The organism is Paenibacillus sp. JT22N15, assembly GCF_059383755.1.
This window is the reverse complement of record NZ_JBXENV010000002.1, coordinates 269,058-285,576: the sequence shown is the minus strand read 5'-3', so window position 1 is coordinate 285,576 and position 16,519 is coordinate 269,058. Positions and strand designations below refer to the sequence as shown.

General features: G+C 47.2%; 13 protein-coding genes. 6 read left to right on the top strand and 7 right to left on the bottom strand.

What is annotated here, in order from left to right:
• Positions 1-151 precede the first annotated feature (151 nt).
• The 3 genes from AC50X8_RS04870 to AC50X8_RS04860 form a co-directional block, all read right to left on the bottom strand.
• Positions 152-4,747: an S-layer homology domain-containing protein gene (locus AC50X8_RS04870; protein WP_494878900.1), complete on the bottom strand. Its 4,596-nt coding sequence runs from the start codon at positions 4,745-4,747 to the stop codon at positions 152-154.
• Between the two features lie 699 nt (positions 4,748-5,446).
• Positions 5,447-6,388, bottom strand: coding sequence for an aldo/keto reductase (locus tag AC50X8_RS04865; RefSeq protein WP_494864615.1), 942 nt, complete (start codon positions 6,386-6,388; stop codon positions 5,447-5,449).
• A gap of 48 nt (positions 6,389-6,436) precedes the next feature.
• Entirely contained in the window at positions 6,437-7,435 is a 999-nt protein-coding gene (locus tag AC50X8_RS04860; protein ID WP_494864617.1) for a Gfo/Idh/MocA family protein, read from the bottom strand.
• Positions 7,436-7,557: 122 nt separating this feature from the next.
• Here AC50X8_RS04860 and AC50X8_RS04855 point away from each other — a divergent pair, with 122 nt between their 5' ends.
• Positions 7,558-8,409: an AraC family transcriptional regulator gene (locus AC50X8_RS04855; protein WP_494864619.1), complete on the top strand. Its 852-nt coding sequence runs from the start codon at positions 7,558-7,560 to the stop codon at positions 8,407-8,409.
• Between the two features lie 103 nt (positions 8,410-8,512).
• On the opposite strand, the gene AC50X8_RS04850 is transcribed toward AC50X8_RS04855, so the two are convergent.
• The 3 genes from AC50X8_RS04850 to AC50X8_RS04840 all read right to left on the bottom strand — a co-directional run bounded on the left by AC50X8_RS04850 (position 8,513) and on the right by AC50X8_RS04840 (position 10,309).
• Positions 8,513-8,797 (bottom strand): hypothetical protein, encoded by a 285-nt coding sequence (locus AC50X8_RS04850; RefSeq protein ID WP_056031318.1) that lies wholly within the window; start codon positions 8,795-8,797, stop codon positions 8,513-8,515.
• A gap of 189 nt (positions 8,798-8,986) precedes the next feature.
• Complete coding sequence (locus AC50X8_RS04845; RefSeq protein ID WP_494878898.1) at positions 8,987-9,208, bottom strand: hypothetical protein; 222 nt, start codon at positions 9,206-9,208, stop codon at positions 8,987-8,989.
• A gap of 213 nt (positions 9,209-9,421) precedes the next feature.
• Positions 9,422-10,309, bottom strand: a complete 888-nt coding sequence (locus tag AC50X8_RS04840; RefSeq protein WP_494878896.1) for an AraC family transcriptional regulator — start codon at positions 10,307-10,309, stop codon at positions 9,422-9,424.
• Between the two features lie 130 nt (positions 10,310-10,439).
• Between AC50X8_RS04840 and AC50X8_RS04835 the strand changes: the two genes are divergently transcribed.
• The 3 genes from AC50X8_RS04835 to AC50X8_RS04825 all read left to right on the top strand — a co-directional run bounded on the left by AC50X8_RS04835 (position 10,440) and on the right by AC50X8_RS04825 (position 13,115).
• The gene (locus tag AC50X8_RS04835; protein WP_494864623.1) at positions 10,440-11,603 is read left to right on the top strand and encodes a Gfo/Idh/MocA family protein; all 1,164 of its coding nucleotides are present in this window, start codon (positions 10,440-10,442) and stop codon (positions 11,601-11,603) included.
• A 207-nt stretch (positions 11,604-11,810) separates the two neighbouring features.
• The gene (locus AC50X8_RS04830; protein WP_056031310.1) at positions 11,811-12,230 is read left to right on the top strand and encodes a GNAT family N-acetyltransferase; all 420 of its coding nucleotides are present in this window, start codon (positions 11,811-11,813) and stop codon (positions 12,228-12,230) included.
• A gap of 27 nt (positions 12,231-12,257) precedes the next feature.
• Positions 12,258-13,115, top strand: a complete 858-nt coding sequence (locus AC50X8_RS04825; protein ID WP_494878894.1) for an aminoglycoside 6-adenylyltransferase — start codon at positions 12,258-12,260, stop codon at positions 13,113-13,115.
• 105 nt (positions 13,116-13,220) lie between these two features.
• Here the strand turns inward: AC50X8_RS04825 and AC50X8_RS04820 are convergent, their stop codons facing one another.
• Entirely contained in the window at positions 13,221-14,009 is a 789-nt protein-coding gene (locus AC50X8_RS04820; RefSeq protein WP_056031304.1) for a hypothetical protein, read from the bottom strand.
• 536 nt (positions 14,010-14,545) lie between these two features.
• Between AC50X8_RS04820 and AC50X8_RS04815 the strand changes: the two genes are divergently transcribed.
• Entirely contained in the window at positions 14,546-15,337 is a 792-nt protein-coding gene (locus AC50X8_RS04815) for an SDR family oxidoreductase (RefSeq protein ID WP_494878892.1), read from the top strand.
• 21 nt (positions 15,338-15,358) lie between these two features.
• Positions 15,359-16,465, top strand: coding sequence for a DUF4303 domain-containing protein (locus AC50X8_RS04810; RefSeq protein ID WP_494878890.1), 1,107 nt, complete (start codon positions 15,359-15,361; stop codon positions 16,463-16,465).
• The last annotated feature ends 54 nt before the right edge of the window (positions 16,466-16,519 follow it).

The window sequence follows — 16,519 nt, the reverse complement described above, 5'->3', positions numbered from 1 at the left end:
ATAAATGCCGAGCTGCTTAGTGCTTATACATTCAATTATAATGGACAGATCTTCTGATCAACAACCAGCGGTGCCGCAAAATAGAAAAGGGCTGCCCTTAAGTCATCGTGGATGACTTGAATGGCAACCCCTTTGGTCAGTCTAATTTTAATTATTGAATCAGATACGATTTTTGCAGCAGTCTTTGCATAATGGCAGCGACCTCAGCTCTGGTAATAAAAGCTTTAGGAGCCAGCTCGGCGCTGGTTCTTCCGGATACGATGCCTGCTAGCACGCTGTCGGCTATGCCATTTTTCGCCCATTCAGCAGCATTCGCTGCATCTTTATAAGGGAGCAGAGTTTGTGCTGCCGCCTCATTCGCAAGCTGGGCTTTCAAATTCGTCAGCGTCATGGCTTTAGCGATAATGACCATCGCTTGTTCCCGTGTAATTTTATCGTTCGGACGGAACGTACCATCTTCAAATCCATCGATTAAATGATAGGCATAGGCGGTATGAATGGCGGAGCTATACCAATCCGAGGCGGATACATCTGAAAATGAAGCCGCACCGTTTTCAAGTCGCAAGCCTAGTCCACGGACGATTACGGCTGCAAACTCTGCGCGAGAAATGTCGCGATTGGGATTAAAGAGGCCATTTTCATTTCCTTCAATAATCATTCGCGAGCCCATATCGTTGACTGCCTTTTTCGCCCAATGCTGCGTGACATCGCTAAACTCAAAGGGATGCCAGACTATCGCATACGTACTGTTGGTTAGGCTATTTACTTGTGCAAAATAGGCACCATTTTCTTGGACGACCTTTGTCGGCACATGGCGCACCGTTCCATCTGGTTCAACGACAACTCCCGTTGTAATTTTGTTCGGGTCAATGCCGCTCGGAATAGCGATTGAGCGCTGTACATAAGTGTTGAACTTGGTAATCTCAAAGGTTTTATTGCCGTAGATGCCTTTGACAGTAAACTCAATGGCAGGAGCGACAAGCGTGAGTCCTTCTTTAGCCACAGCATTGTTTACTACATTTTTCATATCAGTTGTTGGCGTGGATATTGTAATTTGAATTTTTATGTCCTGCAAAGATAGAGCGTTGCCAAGCTGGGCGGAAACAAAGCTGCTATTGATTTGCAAAACGGGAATTTTGTAGGATGCACGATCTGTTCTGATTTCAAGAGTGGCTTGATAATCTTCCATCGTTTTAAGCATCTGACCATTGATTTCACCGATGATCACATCAGATTGGCTGCTTACCGGAATCGTGACGACGGCAAACTTGCCTTCCTCTGCAAGCTTTTTCTCCAGACTTTTTTGATCAACTATAATTGTTGTGGTGGAACGGTTGTTGATGATACTAGTGATGGAAGTGCCGATATTTTCAACCTTACCATTGATCCATACTTCAACACCGTTACGGGTAGTTGTCGAATCTGTTGGCTGTACAGCAGGTGAAGATCCACCGCTGCCACTATTGCTAGTTGTCGTAAATGGCGTGACGGCGTTAGAGGCAGTGGAAGCCATGCTTTCGCCTGCAGCGTTAAGCGCCTTGACTGTAAAAGTGTAGCTCGTACCATTTGTTAAGCCAGTAATGGTGATTGGGCTAGCTGTTCCGGTAACCGTTGCGTTTCCTGGAGAAACGGTTATTTGATACGCTGTTATTAAGCTCCCGCCGTTGTCTGCTGGGGCGGTGAAGGAGACAGTTGCCTGCCCATTCCCTGCTGCTGCGGTGACGTTCGTTGGGGCTGTGGCAACGGTGGCTGGAGTCGTGCTTGCTTCATTGGATTGAAGGCTCAGGCCGCCTGTACCGCCTGCTTTTACAACAAAGTAATAAGCTGTGCCATTGCTTAGATTTTGCACAATCGTGCTAGTGCCTGTCACTGTTGCGATAGGCGTATTGCTGTACTGCCCGGAAGCATTTGCTATAAAAATATCGTAATAGCTCGCGTCTGCTGAAGGGCTCCAATTCAAGGTGACTTGTTGATCGCCGCCTAGGGCAATAAGATTTTGCGGTTGATCAGGTGCGATTAGTACATTAACCGTTACACCAGCTGAATTGCTGGTAGCCGTAGCGGTTGGGTTGCCCGTCGCGCTGCTGTCTGTGTTTGTGATGACAACGTAGTAGTAAGTCGTACCTGCACTAGTAGTTGGTGCTGAGTACGAAGCGCTAGTTGCACCGCCGATAGGCGTACCGCCCACGTTGCTGTTAGTTAAATTGCTGTACCATTGGTAGCTTAGCGTCGCGTCGCCGCTAGCTGCAATACTTAGGTTCGCGCTGTCGCCCACGTTTACGTTTTTATTCGTTGGCTCAGTATCGATAGTAGGAGTGGAAGCGTTGGTTAACGCATTCACGGTTACGGTAGCTATATTGCTGGTAGCCGTAGCGGTTGGGTTGCCTGTTGCGCTACTGTCTGTGTTTGTAATGACAACGTAGTAGTAGGTAGTGCCTGCGCTGGAAGTTGGCGCTGCATACGAAGCGTTAGTCGCGCCGCCGATAGGCGTACCGCCAACCGTGCTGTTAGTTGAATTGCTATACCACTGATAGCTCAGTGTTGCATCGCCACTAGCTGCAATACTTAGGTTCGCGTTGTCGCCCACGTTCACAGTCTTATCCGTTGGCTCAGTATCGATAGTAGGAGTGGATGCGTTGGTTAGTGCATTCACGGTTACGACAGCTACATTGCTGGTAGCCGTAGCAGTCTGGCTCCCTGTAGCACTGCTGTCCGTATTGGTCACGACAACGTAGTAGTAAGTCGTGACCGCACTAGAAGTTGGTGCTGAATAAGAAGCGCTAGTCGCACCGCCGATAGGCGTCCCGCCAACTGTGCTGTTAGTTGAATTGCTATACCATTGATAGCTCAGTGTTGCATCGCCACTAGCTGCAATACTCAGATTCGCGTTGTCGCCCACGTTCACAGTCTTATCCGTTGGCTCTGTATCGATAGTAGGAGTGGATGCGTTGGTTAACGCAATCACGGTTACGGTTGCAACATTACTGGTAGCCGTAGCGGTTTGGTTACCTGTTGCGCTACTGTCTGTATTTGTGATGACAACGTAGTAGTAGGCAGTGCCTGCACTGGAAGTTGGTGCTGCATACGAAGCGCTAGTCGCACTGCCGATCAGCGTCCCGCCGACGTTGCTGTTCGTCGAATTGCTGTACCACTGATAGCTAAGCGCCGCGCCACCGCTAGCCGCAACACTGAGGTTCGCGCTGTCGCCGACGTTCACAGTTTTATCTGTTGGCTGCGTATTAATCGTTGGAGTTGCAGCATGAGTAAGAGCAATCACGGTAACCTTAGCTGCATTGCTGGTAGCCATAGCAGTCTGGTTTCCTGTAGCACTACTGTCCGTATTGGTCACGACAACATAGTAGTAAGTCGTACCTACACTAGAAGTTGGTGCTGAATACGAAGCGTTAGTCGCACCGCCAACGAGTGTCCCGCCGACGTTGCTGTTCGTCGAATTGCTGTACCACTGATAGCTAAGCGCCGCGCCACCGCTAGCCGCAACACTGAGGTTTGCGCTGTCGCCGACGTTCACAGTTTTATCAGTTGGCTGCGTGTTAATCGTTGGAGTTGCAGCATGTGTAAGAGCGTTCACGGTAACCTTAGCTGCATTGCTGGTAGCCGTAGCAGTCTGGTTTCCTGTAGCACTGCTGTCCGTATTGGTCACGACAACATAGTAGTAAGTCGTGCCTGCACTAGAAGTTGGCGCTGAATACGAAGCGTTAGTCGCACCGCCAACGAGAGTCCCGCCGACGTTGCTGTTCGTCGAATTGCTGTACCACTGATAGCTAAGCGCCGCGCTGCCGCTAGCCGCGACACTGAGGTTTGCACTGTCGCCGACGTTCGCAGTTTTATCAGTTGGCTGCGTGTTAATCGTTGGAGTTGCAGCATGTGTAAGAGCGTTCACGGTAACCTTAGCTGCATTGCTGGTAGCCGTAGCAGTCTGATTCCCTGATGCGCTGCTGTCTGTATTCGTTACGACTGCGTAATAGTAGGTCGTGCCTGCACTGGAGGTCGGCGCTGCATACGAAGCGCTAGTCGCACCGCCAATAAGCGTCCCGCCGACGTTGCTGTTCGTCAAATTGCTATACCATTGGTAGCTAAGCGTCGCGCCACCGCTAGCCGCAACACTTAGGCTTGCACTGCCGCCCACGTTCACGGTCTTATCAGTCGGCTGAGTGCCAATAGTTGGCGGAGCCGCATTAGTGATGATTGGTTCGTCAATTTGAATATTATTAATACCATGCCAGGTTGGGCCTGTTGAATATAGAAGCACCTTATCAACATTGTAGAATGCTGATCCTAATATCACTGTTTTCGAATCGTAATTATTCACTAATTCATCTGTAGTAAATGAAGTATTTCCCACTTCCGTTCCATTACGATAGCCTACTACAGTAATAGAAGCAGATCCGCCCCAATTAGAGTAAAAGAATTCCTTTAACCGAAACTCGGCTCCGTCAGACGATTGCATGCCCATGCCTTTCCAACCACTAGCTATATTAGAAGCATAACTAGTCAAAGCATGGAAAGAGTCACTTTGTTGAGTATCCCCATGTATCAGCTTTTCTGGAATAATTGTGCCGCTCGTATCGCTGATATTGTAAAACTGCATATTAATACCTGCGATATTGGCAGATCCGCCCTCGCCGTCTTCGGCAATACCGTCGTTCCACGCAGTTGCTTCATTCGTGGTAAACGTGACAGTTGTGGAGGTGATGGCAGCGGCAGCCACGTCTATGAATGGATTCATAGAAAAACTGCTAGAAAGAACGACCGTTAAGCTTAATAAAATCATAAAAGCCTTCTTGAGATGTTTAACCGAGCGTATAATATGGATCACTCCCTCAGATGTAGGTGCTCTTAATTAAATGGTTTACAGCGGTGTACGGCCTAATTTTATTTCTCGATGTTTATGAATCCCATTCTTTCATACAATTTGCTGCTAACGCTCCCCCATTCCCACAGTTATCTGAAAATAGTAGTAGATAATATAACAGACATTATTCGACAAATAGCTGTCGATTTCCTTTGCTTTATAACAGCGCTATCCATAATATTTTTTCGTTAAAAGCACGCCAAAAAAACCGCCAAAAGGTTGGCGGCTCAAGGATATTTTGGATCTCGATATCTCGATCTAATAGATGAAGTACCGTAAGGCAGCTTCATACGAGTCGTTTCAGGAGTTTCCCCTGTACAAAGATAGATTTGGCGGACACAGCAGCTGCTATTTTAACCGAATCACGGGTTATGGCACACGTCGCGGACTCAGGAGCCGCTAATGCGCTGTCCAAAGCCATTTCGATGGGAGGAAGAGGGCAATAACGGATTTCCTGTCCGCATATCGCCTATAATCGGGTCAAAAGCCAGAATAGCGGAACCTCAGTCCGCCAAAAAAGGAATGAGGTTCCAAAACTGCGTGATCTCAGCAACAATCGTATGCTGCGGTTACCTAGCCTTGAGTTTCCGAGGTCAGATCCAGCCAATTCCGTTCTTCCGCTGTCAATGTAATAAGCGAGCCCTCATCGCAGGATCGCAGCTCCTCCAGTGACTGTGCGCCAATTAAGGCGCAGGTCGGGAACGGCTGATTTAGCACGTAAGCGAGTGCGATTTGAATGGCGGTAACCCCTTTGCGGGCAGCAAGCTGCTTGGCACGCTCCAGCCGCTCCCAGTTGCCGTCGCTGTAGAAGACGCGGACCAGATCGGCATTCGACCGATCCTCGGGTGTAAAGCGTTCCGTGAAGAAGCCTCTGGCTTGGGACGACCACGAAAATAACGGCATTTGCGTTGCTTCATGCCAAGCGGATGTCTCTTCATCGGCGGAAACGCAGCCTGCCCAGAACGGTTCGTTTGCTTTTGCCAGGCTGAAGTTAGGGCTATTGAAGGAAAAGCCCACCAAACCTTTGGCTGCTGCGTAATCATTGGCTTCCTTAATACGCTGCCATGTCCAGTTGGACACGCCAATCGTCCGAACGGCGCCTGAAGCGACATGCTCGTTCAAAATTTCAATGACCTCGCCAGCGGGAACGGCTGGATCATCGCGGTGCAGCGCATACATATCAATGTAGCCGGATTGCAGCCGCTCAAGGCTGGTGTTCAAATCGCTGCGAATCGCTTCACTGCTTACACGAGGGCCATTTTGGTCATGATGTGCGCCTTTAGTCAAAATGACCCACTGCTCCCGATTGCCTCTTTCTTTCAAATAACGGCCGATAACTTCCTCGCTTTGACCGCCGCAGTAAATATGGGCCGAATCAATGGAATTGCCGCCGATGGCGAAAAACGCATCCAAGTTTGCCGCAGCTTTATCATAGCGGTCATGAAAAAAATAATCCGAGCCTTTCATAAGCCGGGATACCGGTTTGTCCAAGCCTTGCACCTTTAAATAATCCATTGTTGTCGTGGCCTCCTCAATAGGCTAATGTGCTTGAAGCGTTTAAGCTTATAAAATAACTCTTTGGCGCTCGCGTGCAGACTGCAGGCAGGCATCAATCACTTTCATATTGCGAATGCCATCCGCAGCACCGAAGGTTAGAGCTTTGCCTTCTGTAATGGCACGTGCCATATGGTCGGCTTGCTCGGTATAGGCATTTACATAAGGGACTTCAACTTCCTTGCGCTCGCCGCCAGATGTGACGAATATCGTGCCGCTTTCTGGAGTAGGCGTAACAAAAGCGGAGGGAAGCTCGATAATGCCATCGCTGCCTAATATCTCAAGCGGATTGCGGAAGGCGGACCACATGCCGCAATCGAAGGTGAGCGATACATTGCCCTCGAATTCGATGAGCCCGGACGCCATCATATCCACATCATCATGCTCAGGTGAAAATTGGGCGTTTACCGTTACCGCCTCAGGCTCCTTGCCCAGCAGTAGGCGCGCTGCATTAATCGGATAGCAGCCTACATCGTAGAGGGAGCCGCCGCCCCAAGCCTTGCGGTAACGGACGTTCGCTTTATCGCCTGCATTGTTGAATGTAAAAGCACTGCGAATGCCGCGTACCTCACCGATGGCACCGTTTGCAATTAAGTTTTTAATCGTTTCATAGCGGGGATGGTAGCGATACATAAAAGCCTCGGAAAGCAGGACGCCAGCTTGCTCAGCGGCTTCAGCCATTTCTGCTGCTTCGTGTGCCGTAAGGGCAAGCGGTTTTTCGCATAAAATATGTTTGCCTGCCGCAGCAGCCTTGATTGCCCATTCCTTATGCAAATGGTTAGGGAGCGGTATATAAATGACGTCGATGGAGCTGTCCGCCAAAAGGGCTTCATAGCTGTCGTATGCAGTCGGAATTTGGAGTTGTTCGGCGGTTTGCTTAGCCTTGTCTCCGTCGCGGCTGGCGATGGCAGCCACTTCATTTAATTCAGATAAATGCAGCCCTGGAATAACAGCGCGTTTCGCAATTCCAGCACAGCCAATAATGCCCCATTTCAACTTCTTGCTCATGATTCAACCTCGCTTTGTATGAAAGTTTATGATGATATTGCGATTATAGAGGATGTGAATTAAAATTAAAATGATAATATTTTGCACCCTATTAAAACAATATTGTCATTGAGGTGTTGGATTTGCATCGTCAAAGCCATTTGCTTACCCTACCGAATATGCCTTACTTTTGTTTTCCGGAATCGGTTGGCAATTACAATGAACAGCCCGAGCATAGCGTATATCGGGAAGCGGGCGCGCTGAATAATTTTAATATCCATTATGTCGCATCGGGCAGAGGATTTGTCGAATTGGACGGTGTCGTTCACGAGCTGCGCGCGGGGGAGGCGGTACTGTATTTTCCACTGCAAAAACAGCGTTATTACAGCAGCAAGGATGAGCCATGGGATATCCGCTGGCTCCACTTTTATGGCGGCAGCGGGCTGCGCGATTATTTGATTGAGCAGGGCTTGCACAAAAGCCCTTTATGGAGACTTCGTCAGCCCGCGGTTTGGGAGAAGGCTCATGAGGAGCTGCTGGGCGAGGCGGAGACGTATCGCATGCTGCATCCGGCGCATCTCTCTATGCTTACTTATGCTTTGCTTACGATATTCGTCGAGCAGGCAGTGGCGCTGAAACAGGGCAAGGCGGAGACGTCCGCCGACCGAATTATGGAGCTGCTTCCGCTGATGCAGCAGGAGGCGGTAAAGCCGTTTATTTTGGATGAATGGGCGGATAGGCTCGGAGTGACGCCTTATTATTTCTGTAAGCTGTTTCGAGCGGCGACGAGGATGACGCCAATGGATTTTATTACGCGCTGTCGCCTGCAAGCAGCCAAGCAATGGCTATTGGAGCGGAAGGATGACAACATTGGGCAAATTGCCGAGGAAGCTGGCTATCCGAGCGTCAGCTATTTCAATAAGCGTTTTATGCAGCATGAAGGCATGACGCCGACTGCCTATCGTCGCCTGTACGGGATGCATGGGAAGGAATAATGGGAAAATAAAAAAGGTTGGATTCCCTCGATTAAAGGAGAATCCAACCTTTTTCCAATTGCGGACTACATGCATTCGTTAGCCGATTGTAGGGTGTGAAAATCTAGGAGGAGTGTTTTTTTAACTCAGACTTTTTGTAAACCAACTGCCGGGAGAACTCGGCTTGTTTTTTCGCGCTTTCGGCGATTTCTTCATTTAATTTATTCATACGGGTCAGCTTGCTGCTTAAATCGCTGGGCAGGCTGCTTTTTTTGCTATCCTTTTGCAATTGCTTCAGCTTCGCTTGCGCTTTAGCGGATTTATTTTTCTCCAATACGCTTTGGGCTTCTAAAGCAGCAATTTCTCTTTTGAGCCGGCTTATAATCGATGTAGTGAAACTAATGGACATTCAGGCACCTCTTCATCTTATCTTAGAGCATTCTCTCATTTTACTATAAAGTGCTTAGTAGCGCGAATGGGTAGGAATTTTCCTTTTCCTTGTATTGCGGGAAGATGAAATTTAATAGCATAAAAGACACACACCATAATCTATCAACTTCCATACAATAATATCAACTCTATCAATAAGGAGGTGATATTATTGCCTAGAAAAGGAGTCAGTCGCAGCTATAGCAGCAAAAATTATAGTAACAAAAGCCACGGAAACAAAAGCCACGGAAACAAAAGCTACGGGAATAAAAGCTATGGGAATAAGAGCAAAGATGATCGAAGCTGCAACAACAAAAGCGGAGGCAGCAACAGCTGCATTCGGAACATTCTTAAGGGTATTGGTGTAGGTACTCCTAATATTCGCATTCATTTTGATGGCACCTCCCATGTAGGCGTGTTCATGGGAGTGGCCAATGGTTGTGCCATTCTTAATGTGAAGGGTGTGGTTACTTATATTAAAGTCCTTTCCATAACCGCTGTGGAAATTGGGGTTAAAGTGAGCCCCGTCCGAAACGGGAAATGGAAATGTAGAAAAGCTTAGCATTGACAGAGCAAGGCTGCCTTCTATGCGAATAGAGCGGCCTTATTTTCTGCGCTGGGTATGCAGCCGATATTGATGCGGCGTATGTCCCATCTGCTGACGAAACACCTTGCAGAAATAAGAGGGGGTGCCCATGCCGACACGGGTGGCGATTTCAGGTACGGTCAGCGTCGTTTCGATTAAATAGAGGCAGGCATGTCGGACGCGCGTCGCTTTGGTATAGTCCATAATGGTTGAGCCCGTAGCCTGCTTGAACAAATGCACGACATGATAGCGGGACAGATGCAGCGCATCGGCCATTTGCTCCAGCCGGAACGGCTCCTGATAGTGCTGTTCGATCCACTCCATCATTTCCTCTGCCCTGTGGCTCTGCCGTCTTATTTGCAAGGCAGCTTGGCTGCCGGGCTTCTGGCGAATGGCTTTTAATTGCCGCAGCAGCTCCAGCAGCAGAAAATGATCGTCCTCTTCTTCCGCGGATTCATCAGCAGCAAGCTGCTCCCGCGTTTCCTTAAATTGCTTCAAAAGCAGCGCAAGCGGTGATGACTCAGAAATGCCGTACCAGGGCTCGCCGCCGGGCCGAAGCAGCAATTCCTCGAAAAAAGCTTTCAGCAATGGGAAGGAGCTCCAGTATTTTTTGAGTGGCGACGGCTCAAACATGAGCACGGTGCGAACGAACGGCTGCTCTGCCGATACATCCATCTGTACCCGATGAAGCTGAAAGGGATGAAAAACCATTAAAGTATTTGGCTCGACCCGGTAGCGCTTGCCTTCTACAATGAGATCCCCATGTCCGGCATGGACATAGGAAAATTCCATTTGGGAATGGGCGTGAAAAACTTCCCAGAAGCTGCTGTCGGATGAGATGCGATAGTTGAATGAAAACTGTTCTTCCATTTTGTGCACGGCTGCCGAGCCTCCCTTATATTGCATGTAGCTGAAACACTTCAAAAACCGCAATATAGTTGTATTTTATCACAATTCCCAATCATAAATGAGGTTGATTTTCCTTTAAAATTAAGAGGGAAAGATTAACTCATTTGCGGACGGGGGAGTTCGTTTTATGCTGAAAGTAGCGGTTATTGGAGCAGGAGCCATTAGCTCCGCTCATTTGGAAGCGTATAGAACATTTGGCGAGCGCTGCAAGGTTGTAGCGATTTGCGATTCCTACACGGATAAGGCACAGGCGAGACTGGAGCAGTTTCAATTGGAAGGCGTTAAAATTGTAGCTGATTATAAGGAACTGCTAGGGGAGGATATCGATCTGGTATCGGTATGTACGCCGCCTTATACCCATGCGCCTATTGCGGTTGATCTTCTGAACGATGGCAAGCATGTACTCGTGGAAAAGCCGATGGCCTCTTCCTTGCAGGAATGCGACCAAATGAACGAAGCGGCCCGCCGCAGCGGGAAAATCCTGTCCATTGTGGCGCAAAATCGCTTTAAAACGCCAATGATGAAGCTGAAATCGGTGGTAGATAGCGGTCTGATGGGGCCTATCGTTCATGCTCAGGTTGATTCCTTCTGGTGGCGTGGACATTCCTATTACGATTTGTGGTGGCGAGGCACATGGGAGAAGGAAGGTGGCGGCTGTACGCTGAACCATGCGGTGCACCATATTGATGCGCTGCTGTGGATGATGGGGCAGCCCAGCGAGGTACAAGCATTTATGACGAATATATCGCATGATAATGCAGAGGTCGAGGATCTGTCGATGGCAATGCTGCGCTTCCCGCAAGGGGCTCTCGGCATCGTGACTAGCTCCGTTGTGCACCATGGCGAGGAGCAGCAGCTGATTTTCCAAGGCAAGCAGGCCCGCGTGTCCGTTCCATGGAAAATGAAGGCTTCTATCTCGCGGCCGAATGGCTTCCCGATAGCTAATGAAGGGCTGGAGCAGCAGCTTCAAAAGCTGTATGAAGACCTTCCGGAGGTGGAGTATATCGGCCATCTCGGACAGATCGATAACGTGCTGACCGCGATCGAGACCGGCGCGCCCGTTCTTATTGACGGTATCAGCGGCCGCAGCACGCTTGAATTTATTACGGGTGTTTACAAGTCGGCAAGCACAGGAGAAAAGGTCGTGTTCCCGCTTGCAGAAAACGATCCCTTCTATACGCGTGAAGGCTTAATGGCGAATACGCCCCGTTTTTATGAAAAGACCGCTTCGGTGGAAAATTTTAAGGAGGCAGCCATTACGACAGGCAGCAGTCTGGAAAATAAAGCGTAACGCTCACTTTGCACACAGCCTAGCCCAAGCATGCCGATGCTTGGGCTAGGCTGCTGTTCATTTGGCTCGCGATTTTTAAAGGGGGGAAACTTAAGCTTCCCCAGTAAGCTGCGCTCTATTTCTCTATTTGTGTATAGCTTTTTCCCCGTTTGCGGTAGATAATACAAGAATAGGATGGAATTAGCTGGGAGAAAGCAGGGGTGTGCCATGGAACTTCAGATCATAAACGAATCAAATTCGGCCGATAAGAAAGCTGTGCTAAATAAGCTAATCGCCTTTAATAGGGAGCATTTTCCGAAAGAGCTAAGCGACAGATACCAAGAGATTAATCTGATTTTAAAAAAGGAGGATGGCGTCGTATATGGCGGGCTCTTGGGCGAAGTGTGCTGGAACTGGCTGGAGGTGCATATTTTGTATGTCGATGAGCCGCTGCGGAAATTAGGCTATGGGTCGAAGCTCTTGGAAGAAGCAGAGGAGCTTGCCAAAGCGAAAAAATGCGATTTCATTAAGCTGGACACGTTAAGCTTTCAGGCGCTGGATTTTTACAAGAAGCATGGCTATGAGGTGTATGGCACAATAGACAATGCCGGGGGCCATCAGCATTATTATTTGAAAAAGGATCTTTAGACGCCCACAAGTGATGGAGGAGCGAAAATGGCAGATTTATACGAAATGCTGCAGCAGCGAATCGTAAGCTGGGCTAGTGAAAACAATGAAATCCAGACGATATATTTGATGGGATCGCGAGCAAGAACGGATAAGCCGTTTGATGAATTTTCCGATCTGGACATCGTCATTTATTCGACCAATCCAGATTACTATTTTGAGCATAATGATTGGCTGATCAATATTGGGGAAGTCTGGACGAGCTTCATGTACCGGACGGCAGGAGGAGACCCTGAGAAATTAGTACTTTTTGGCGAGGGACTGCAGGTGGATTTCTTGTTTTGTCCTATTGCTGAACTGGAGCGTTTGGCTGCTGTTGGACAAGTGCCGCAGGGCTTTAAGCGTGGGGTGAAGCTGCTGCTGGACAAGACGGGCAAAGGCGACAAATTGATTCCCGAAACAGCTGTTCCTGACCTGCCGCCACCGATTACGGAAGCTGCCTTCCAGCAGGTGGTTCAGCAATATGGGTTTGCCTGCCTGTATGTGGCGAAGCAGATATTGCGCGGTGAATTGTGGGTCGCGGGCGAAAGGGATCACGATTGCAAACAGCTGCTGCTGCAAATGATGGAGTGGCATGCCAAAGCGATTCATGGACAAAACTATGATACTTGGCATGCCGGGAAATTTATTGCAGACTGGGCAGATGATGCAGTTATAGCGGACTTAAAACAATCGTTCGGAGGTTTTGATCAGCTTGCTAGCTGGAAAGCCTTGATCGTCTCTTATGAATTATTCGGCCGTCTGTCTTTAGAGACAGCGCAAGTTTATCATTATGATTACCCGCACAGCTTGTATAGCAATATCAAAACTTGGCTGCATGCGAGACAAATGGTGAAAAATAAGTAGCCTTAAGGTTTTACTGCTTCATGCTCGGAAAAGTAACGGCAGTATACAAAAGGCGCCTCCTTTCTTGTATAAAAGAAAGGAGGCGCCTTTAAGTATTCTTATGATTTAATCCAAATAATTGTAATACTCTAGAATGTCAGCAATCGTTTGTTTTTGTTCTTTCGTTAATGTATAGTCGGTTGATTTATTGGAAATGTCCTCAAACCTAACAATAACTTCTTCGGTACTTGGAATTTGGCTGTCAAGCATGTTTTGAATGGTTTTGTTAACATTAATATCAACAATTTCCGTCATACCAGCACCAAGTATATCAACATCGCTTGATTTATTCAAAGGATTAAAAGAAAGTTCTTCTAATTTATCTCCTGCACGTACTTTAATGCTAGTAAATACGAATAGAGCTTTTGAAGTATCCTCTTGGAATCCTACTCTTAACAACATATACTTTTTGGAATCTTTAACGCCGATGTAAGGGTAAAATACTAATCCTTTTGTAACACCTTCGGATGGAGAGATGAAAGTGATGTTCTCAACCTTATCTTCCTTGATTTCAAAACCGGATTCAAGCTTTGTTTTGCGTTCCTTGATTTTCGCCGCAATATCCGTTTTTAATTTAGTATACTCGTCTTTATTCTCAGCTTTAATTGCTTTTTCAATTGTAGCAGAAGCATCAAGGTAGCTGCCCTCTTCAAATTGCTTCTTAGCAGTAGCAAACAATTCTTCTGAGCCTTGTGAAGTTTTTGCTGTTGTTTCCTTAGTTGTGGACGCAGTAGTGGGTTCGCTAGAGTCGTCAGCTAAACTTCCAATAATTGCAATAATAATGCTTAGTGCTAGGAAAACGCCAAAAACGATAAGGATAATCTTCAAACAGCCTGGCTTTTTTTTCTCATTCAATGTCCAATTGATCCCCCTCAAAATCTTTTTTATTTAGTTCTATAGTATCACTTAATGATTCCATCATCAACAATTTGAGAGAATTTAAACCAAATAATTTGGCGATATCAGTCGAATGTGGATGTAATAGATTGTATTTTGCGGTGTTATAGACCCGATTATTTTCAATACTTTCTATACATATTTAAAAGGTAATGAAAGGATCACATATTTATATTCTCACGATTTGCCAAACCTTCCACGCCATGCTATGATCCGGAATAGAGATGCTTGAAAAAGGAGACTTGAACCCGCTATGTGGATAATCCTGTAGAGGTTAGCAGCAGAATAGAATGCCGATTTAGTAAGGGGCTTTAGCTTGCTATTGTATTTGGCGTTCCTTTCGCAAACCTTACAGGATAAGCAGGGCTGGGGATTTCATATACCCCTGTCAGCGGCTGCCTATAGGCAGCCGTTGTTCGTTATGGGGCAGAGCAGCATCTCGGGTGAATGCCTAATGTCTTCTTATCCTCCAATATTGAATGGGGGAATTACACATGACTTCTTTGAAAGCTTCGATGAAAAATAAAATTGCTATTGTGACCGGCGCAAGCCGCTCCACGGGCATTGGAACAGCGATCTGCCGCGCGCTCGCGGGCAGTGGCATCGATATCTTTTTTACGCATTGGCAAGCGTTTGATGAGGTGGAAGGCAATGGCCTCGAGCAAGCTTGGCCGGAGCAATTGCGCGGCGAATTGGAACGTCTAGGCGTAAGGGCGAGCCATATGGAGGCTGATTTTTCCAACCCGGATATGCCGTCTCTCATCATGGATGAGGTGGAGCGGACGCTGGGCAGCCCCTCGATTTTAATTAATAATGCGGCTTATTGTGTGCCGACAAATTTTCGGACCCTGAATCTAGCGCTGCTTGAGCAGCATCATGTGGTGAACAACCGGACAACGATGCTGCTCAGTACCGAGTTCGCGAAGCGCTTTGAGCAAAACCAGCCGATAGGGACGAACGGAAGAATTATATTTATGGTTTCCAAAGGACCGGATGCGGACAATCTCGCCTATACGGCTACGAAAGGCGCTTTAATCGCTCTCATCGAGCCGTTTGCTGTGGGGCTTGCTCCGCTGCAAATAACGGTCAATGGCTTTGATCCGGGGCCGACCGATTCGGGCTGGATGGATGATGAGCTGAAAGCCCGCCTGCTGCCGCTGTTCCCGATGGGACGTATCGGTCTGCCGGAGGATGCGGCGAAAGCGATCTGTTTGCTGGCCAGCGACGATGCGCAGTGGATTACGGGCCAGATCATTAGATCTGAAGGCGGATTTTTAGGGAAATAAAACATATAGAGGAGAAATCATATGAACATTTATTATTCGAAACTTGGAAGACAGATGGATGGAAGAACCCCTATCGATCGAGCCGGTTATTACGTGTTATATGAGGATGGAGAGGCAGGATATAGCTTATGCAAGCCAGAGCATGTTGAAACTATTACTACAGAGAAGTTTGTTCATGCTTTGGTAGAAGGGTGCAAAGTGGCGATACAGTCTTTTGCAGATAGTGATCACAATAAGGATGTATATGCTTTTAATTTATACGCTGATGAGCATAACAGCATATACATTTATATGAATACGCTAGAAAGTTTTGAGGAAACGCTGAGAAGTTATCCGAAACTTAAAAGTGCTCACGAAGTGAACAGCTTGAAATATAATCAGGGTGATTTCGAGTTTCAATATTGGCAGGAGCATATGGGGATGCATGGACTTGTTATCGATTTTTTTGAAAAGCTGGCTTATTTGACAGAAGATTTAGAGGAAGAGGAGACTCCTGCTAAAGATAGTGACCCTATTGTTGCATTTGAGACTGGAATTATGAAGGCAGGTTTTCAAGTTCTTGTGCTGAAAGCAGTCAAACGTTTAATTGAGGAAGATGCTTTTCAATCACTAAACAAGACCAAAAATTTTATTGCGTTTGCCGATACCGGAAATGACTATTTGGATTATAGCTTAATTATGAGAAAGACGATTGATCCACAATTGTTTTATGAGATATTCCCTGATTTACAGGAGAAGGATGAGCAATTCAAGCAAACGATGCAGCAAAATCAACAACTGTCAGTCGGGAAATACTTGGACTATTGGCTGGATGCACTGGAAAGTGAATTTGCAGAGGTATCTCCATTTCAATTTGATAAAGCGGAAATCGATGTTTTCTTGCAGTTGGAGTCTTTTGGGAATGCCTTGGCAGTAGAGTGTATAGCGCGTCTGGAAAAGCTGGCGGATAAGGAGGAACTGGAACAGGAAGACAATCAGCTCATTTATTATTATGCAGAAGCCATACATTTTGCCGGAGGACTTACACCCGAGCAGAAATTAGAATGTATACGCATCGCTGAAAGATTAGATGAAAATCAAGAGGAGACTTTCGGATTAATACAAGATTGGGCTACGCTTTTGAAGTGAATTAATGATTTGGGTTAGATTGAATCACCAAGGTATTTGAATATTTTATTGTAA

Coding starts and splice junctions, on each gene's coding strand:
- AC50X8_RS04815 (WP_494878892.1), top strand. CDS start 14,546: ATGACTTCTTTGAAAGCTTCGATGAAAAATAAAATTGCTATTGTGACC.
- AC50X8_RS04860 (WP_494864617.1), bottom strand. CDS start 7,435: ATGAGCAAGAAGTTGAAATGGGGCATTATTGGCTGTGCTGGAATTGCG.
- AC50X8_RS04845 (WP_494878898.1), bottom strand. CDS start 9,208: ATGAATGCGAATATTAGGAGTACCTACACCAATACCCTTAAGAATGTT.
- AC50X8_RS04825 (WP_494878894.1), top strand. CDS start 12,258: ATGGCAGATTTATACGAAATGCTGCAGCAGCGAATCGTAAGCTGGGCT.
- AC50X8_RS04840 (WP_494878896.1), bottom strand. CDS start 10,309: ATGCAATATAAGGGAGGCTCGGCAGCCGTGCACAAAATGGAAGAACAG.
- AC50X8_RS04870 (WP_494878900.1), bottom strand. CDS start 4,747: ATGAATCCATTCATAGACGTGGCTGCCGCTGCCATCACCTCCACAACT.
- AC50X8_RS04830 (WP_056031310.1), top strand. CDS start 11,811: ATGGAACTTCAGATCATAAACGAATCAAATTCGGCCGATAAGAAAGCT.
- AC50X8_RS04865 (WP_494864615.1), bottom strand. CDS start 6,388: ATGGATTATTTAAAGGTGCAAGGCTTGGACAAACCGGTATCCCGGCTT.
- AC50X8_RS04835 (WP_494864623.1), top strand. CDS start 10,440: ATGCTGAAAGTAGCGGTTATTGGAGCAGGAGCCATTAGCTCCGCTCAT.
- AC50X8_RS04850 (WP_056031318.1), bottom strand. CDS start 8,797: ATGTCCATTAGTTTCACTACATCGATTATAAGCCGGCTCAAAAGAGAA.
- AC50X8_RS04810 (WP_494878890.1), top strand. CDS start 15,359: ATGAACATTTATTATTCGAAACTTGGAAGACAGATGGATGGAAGAACC.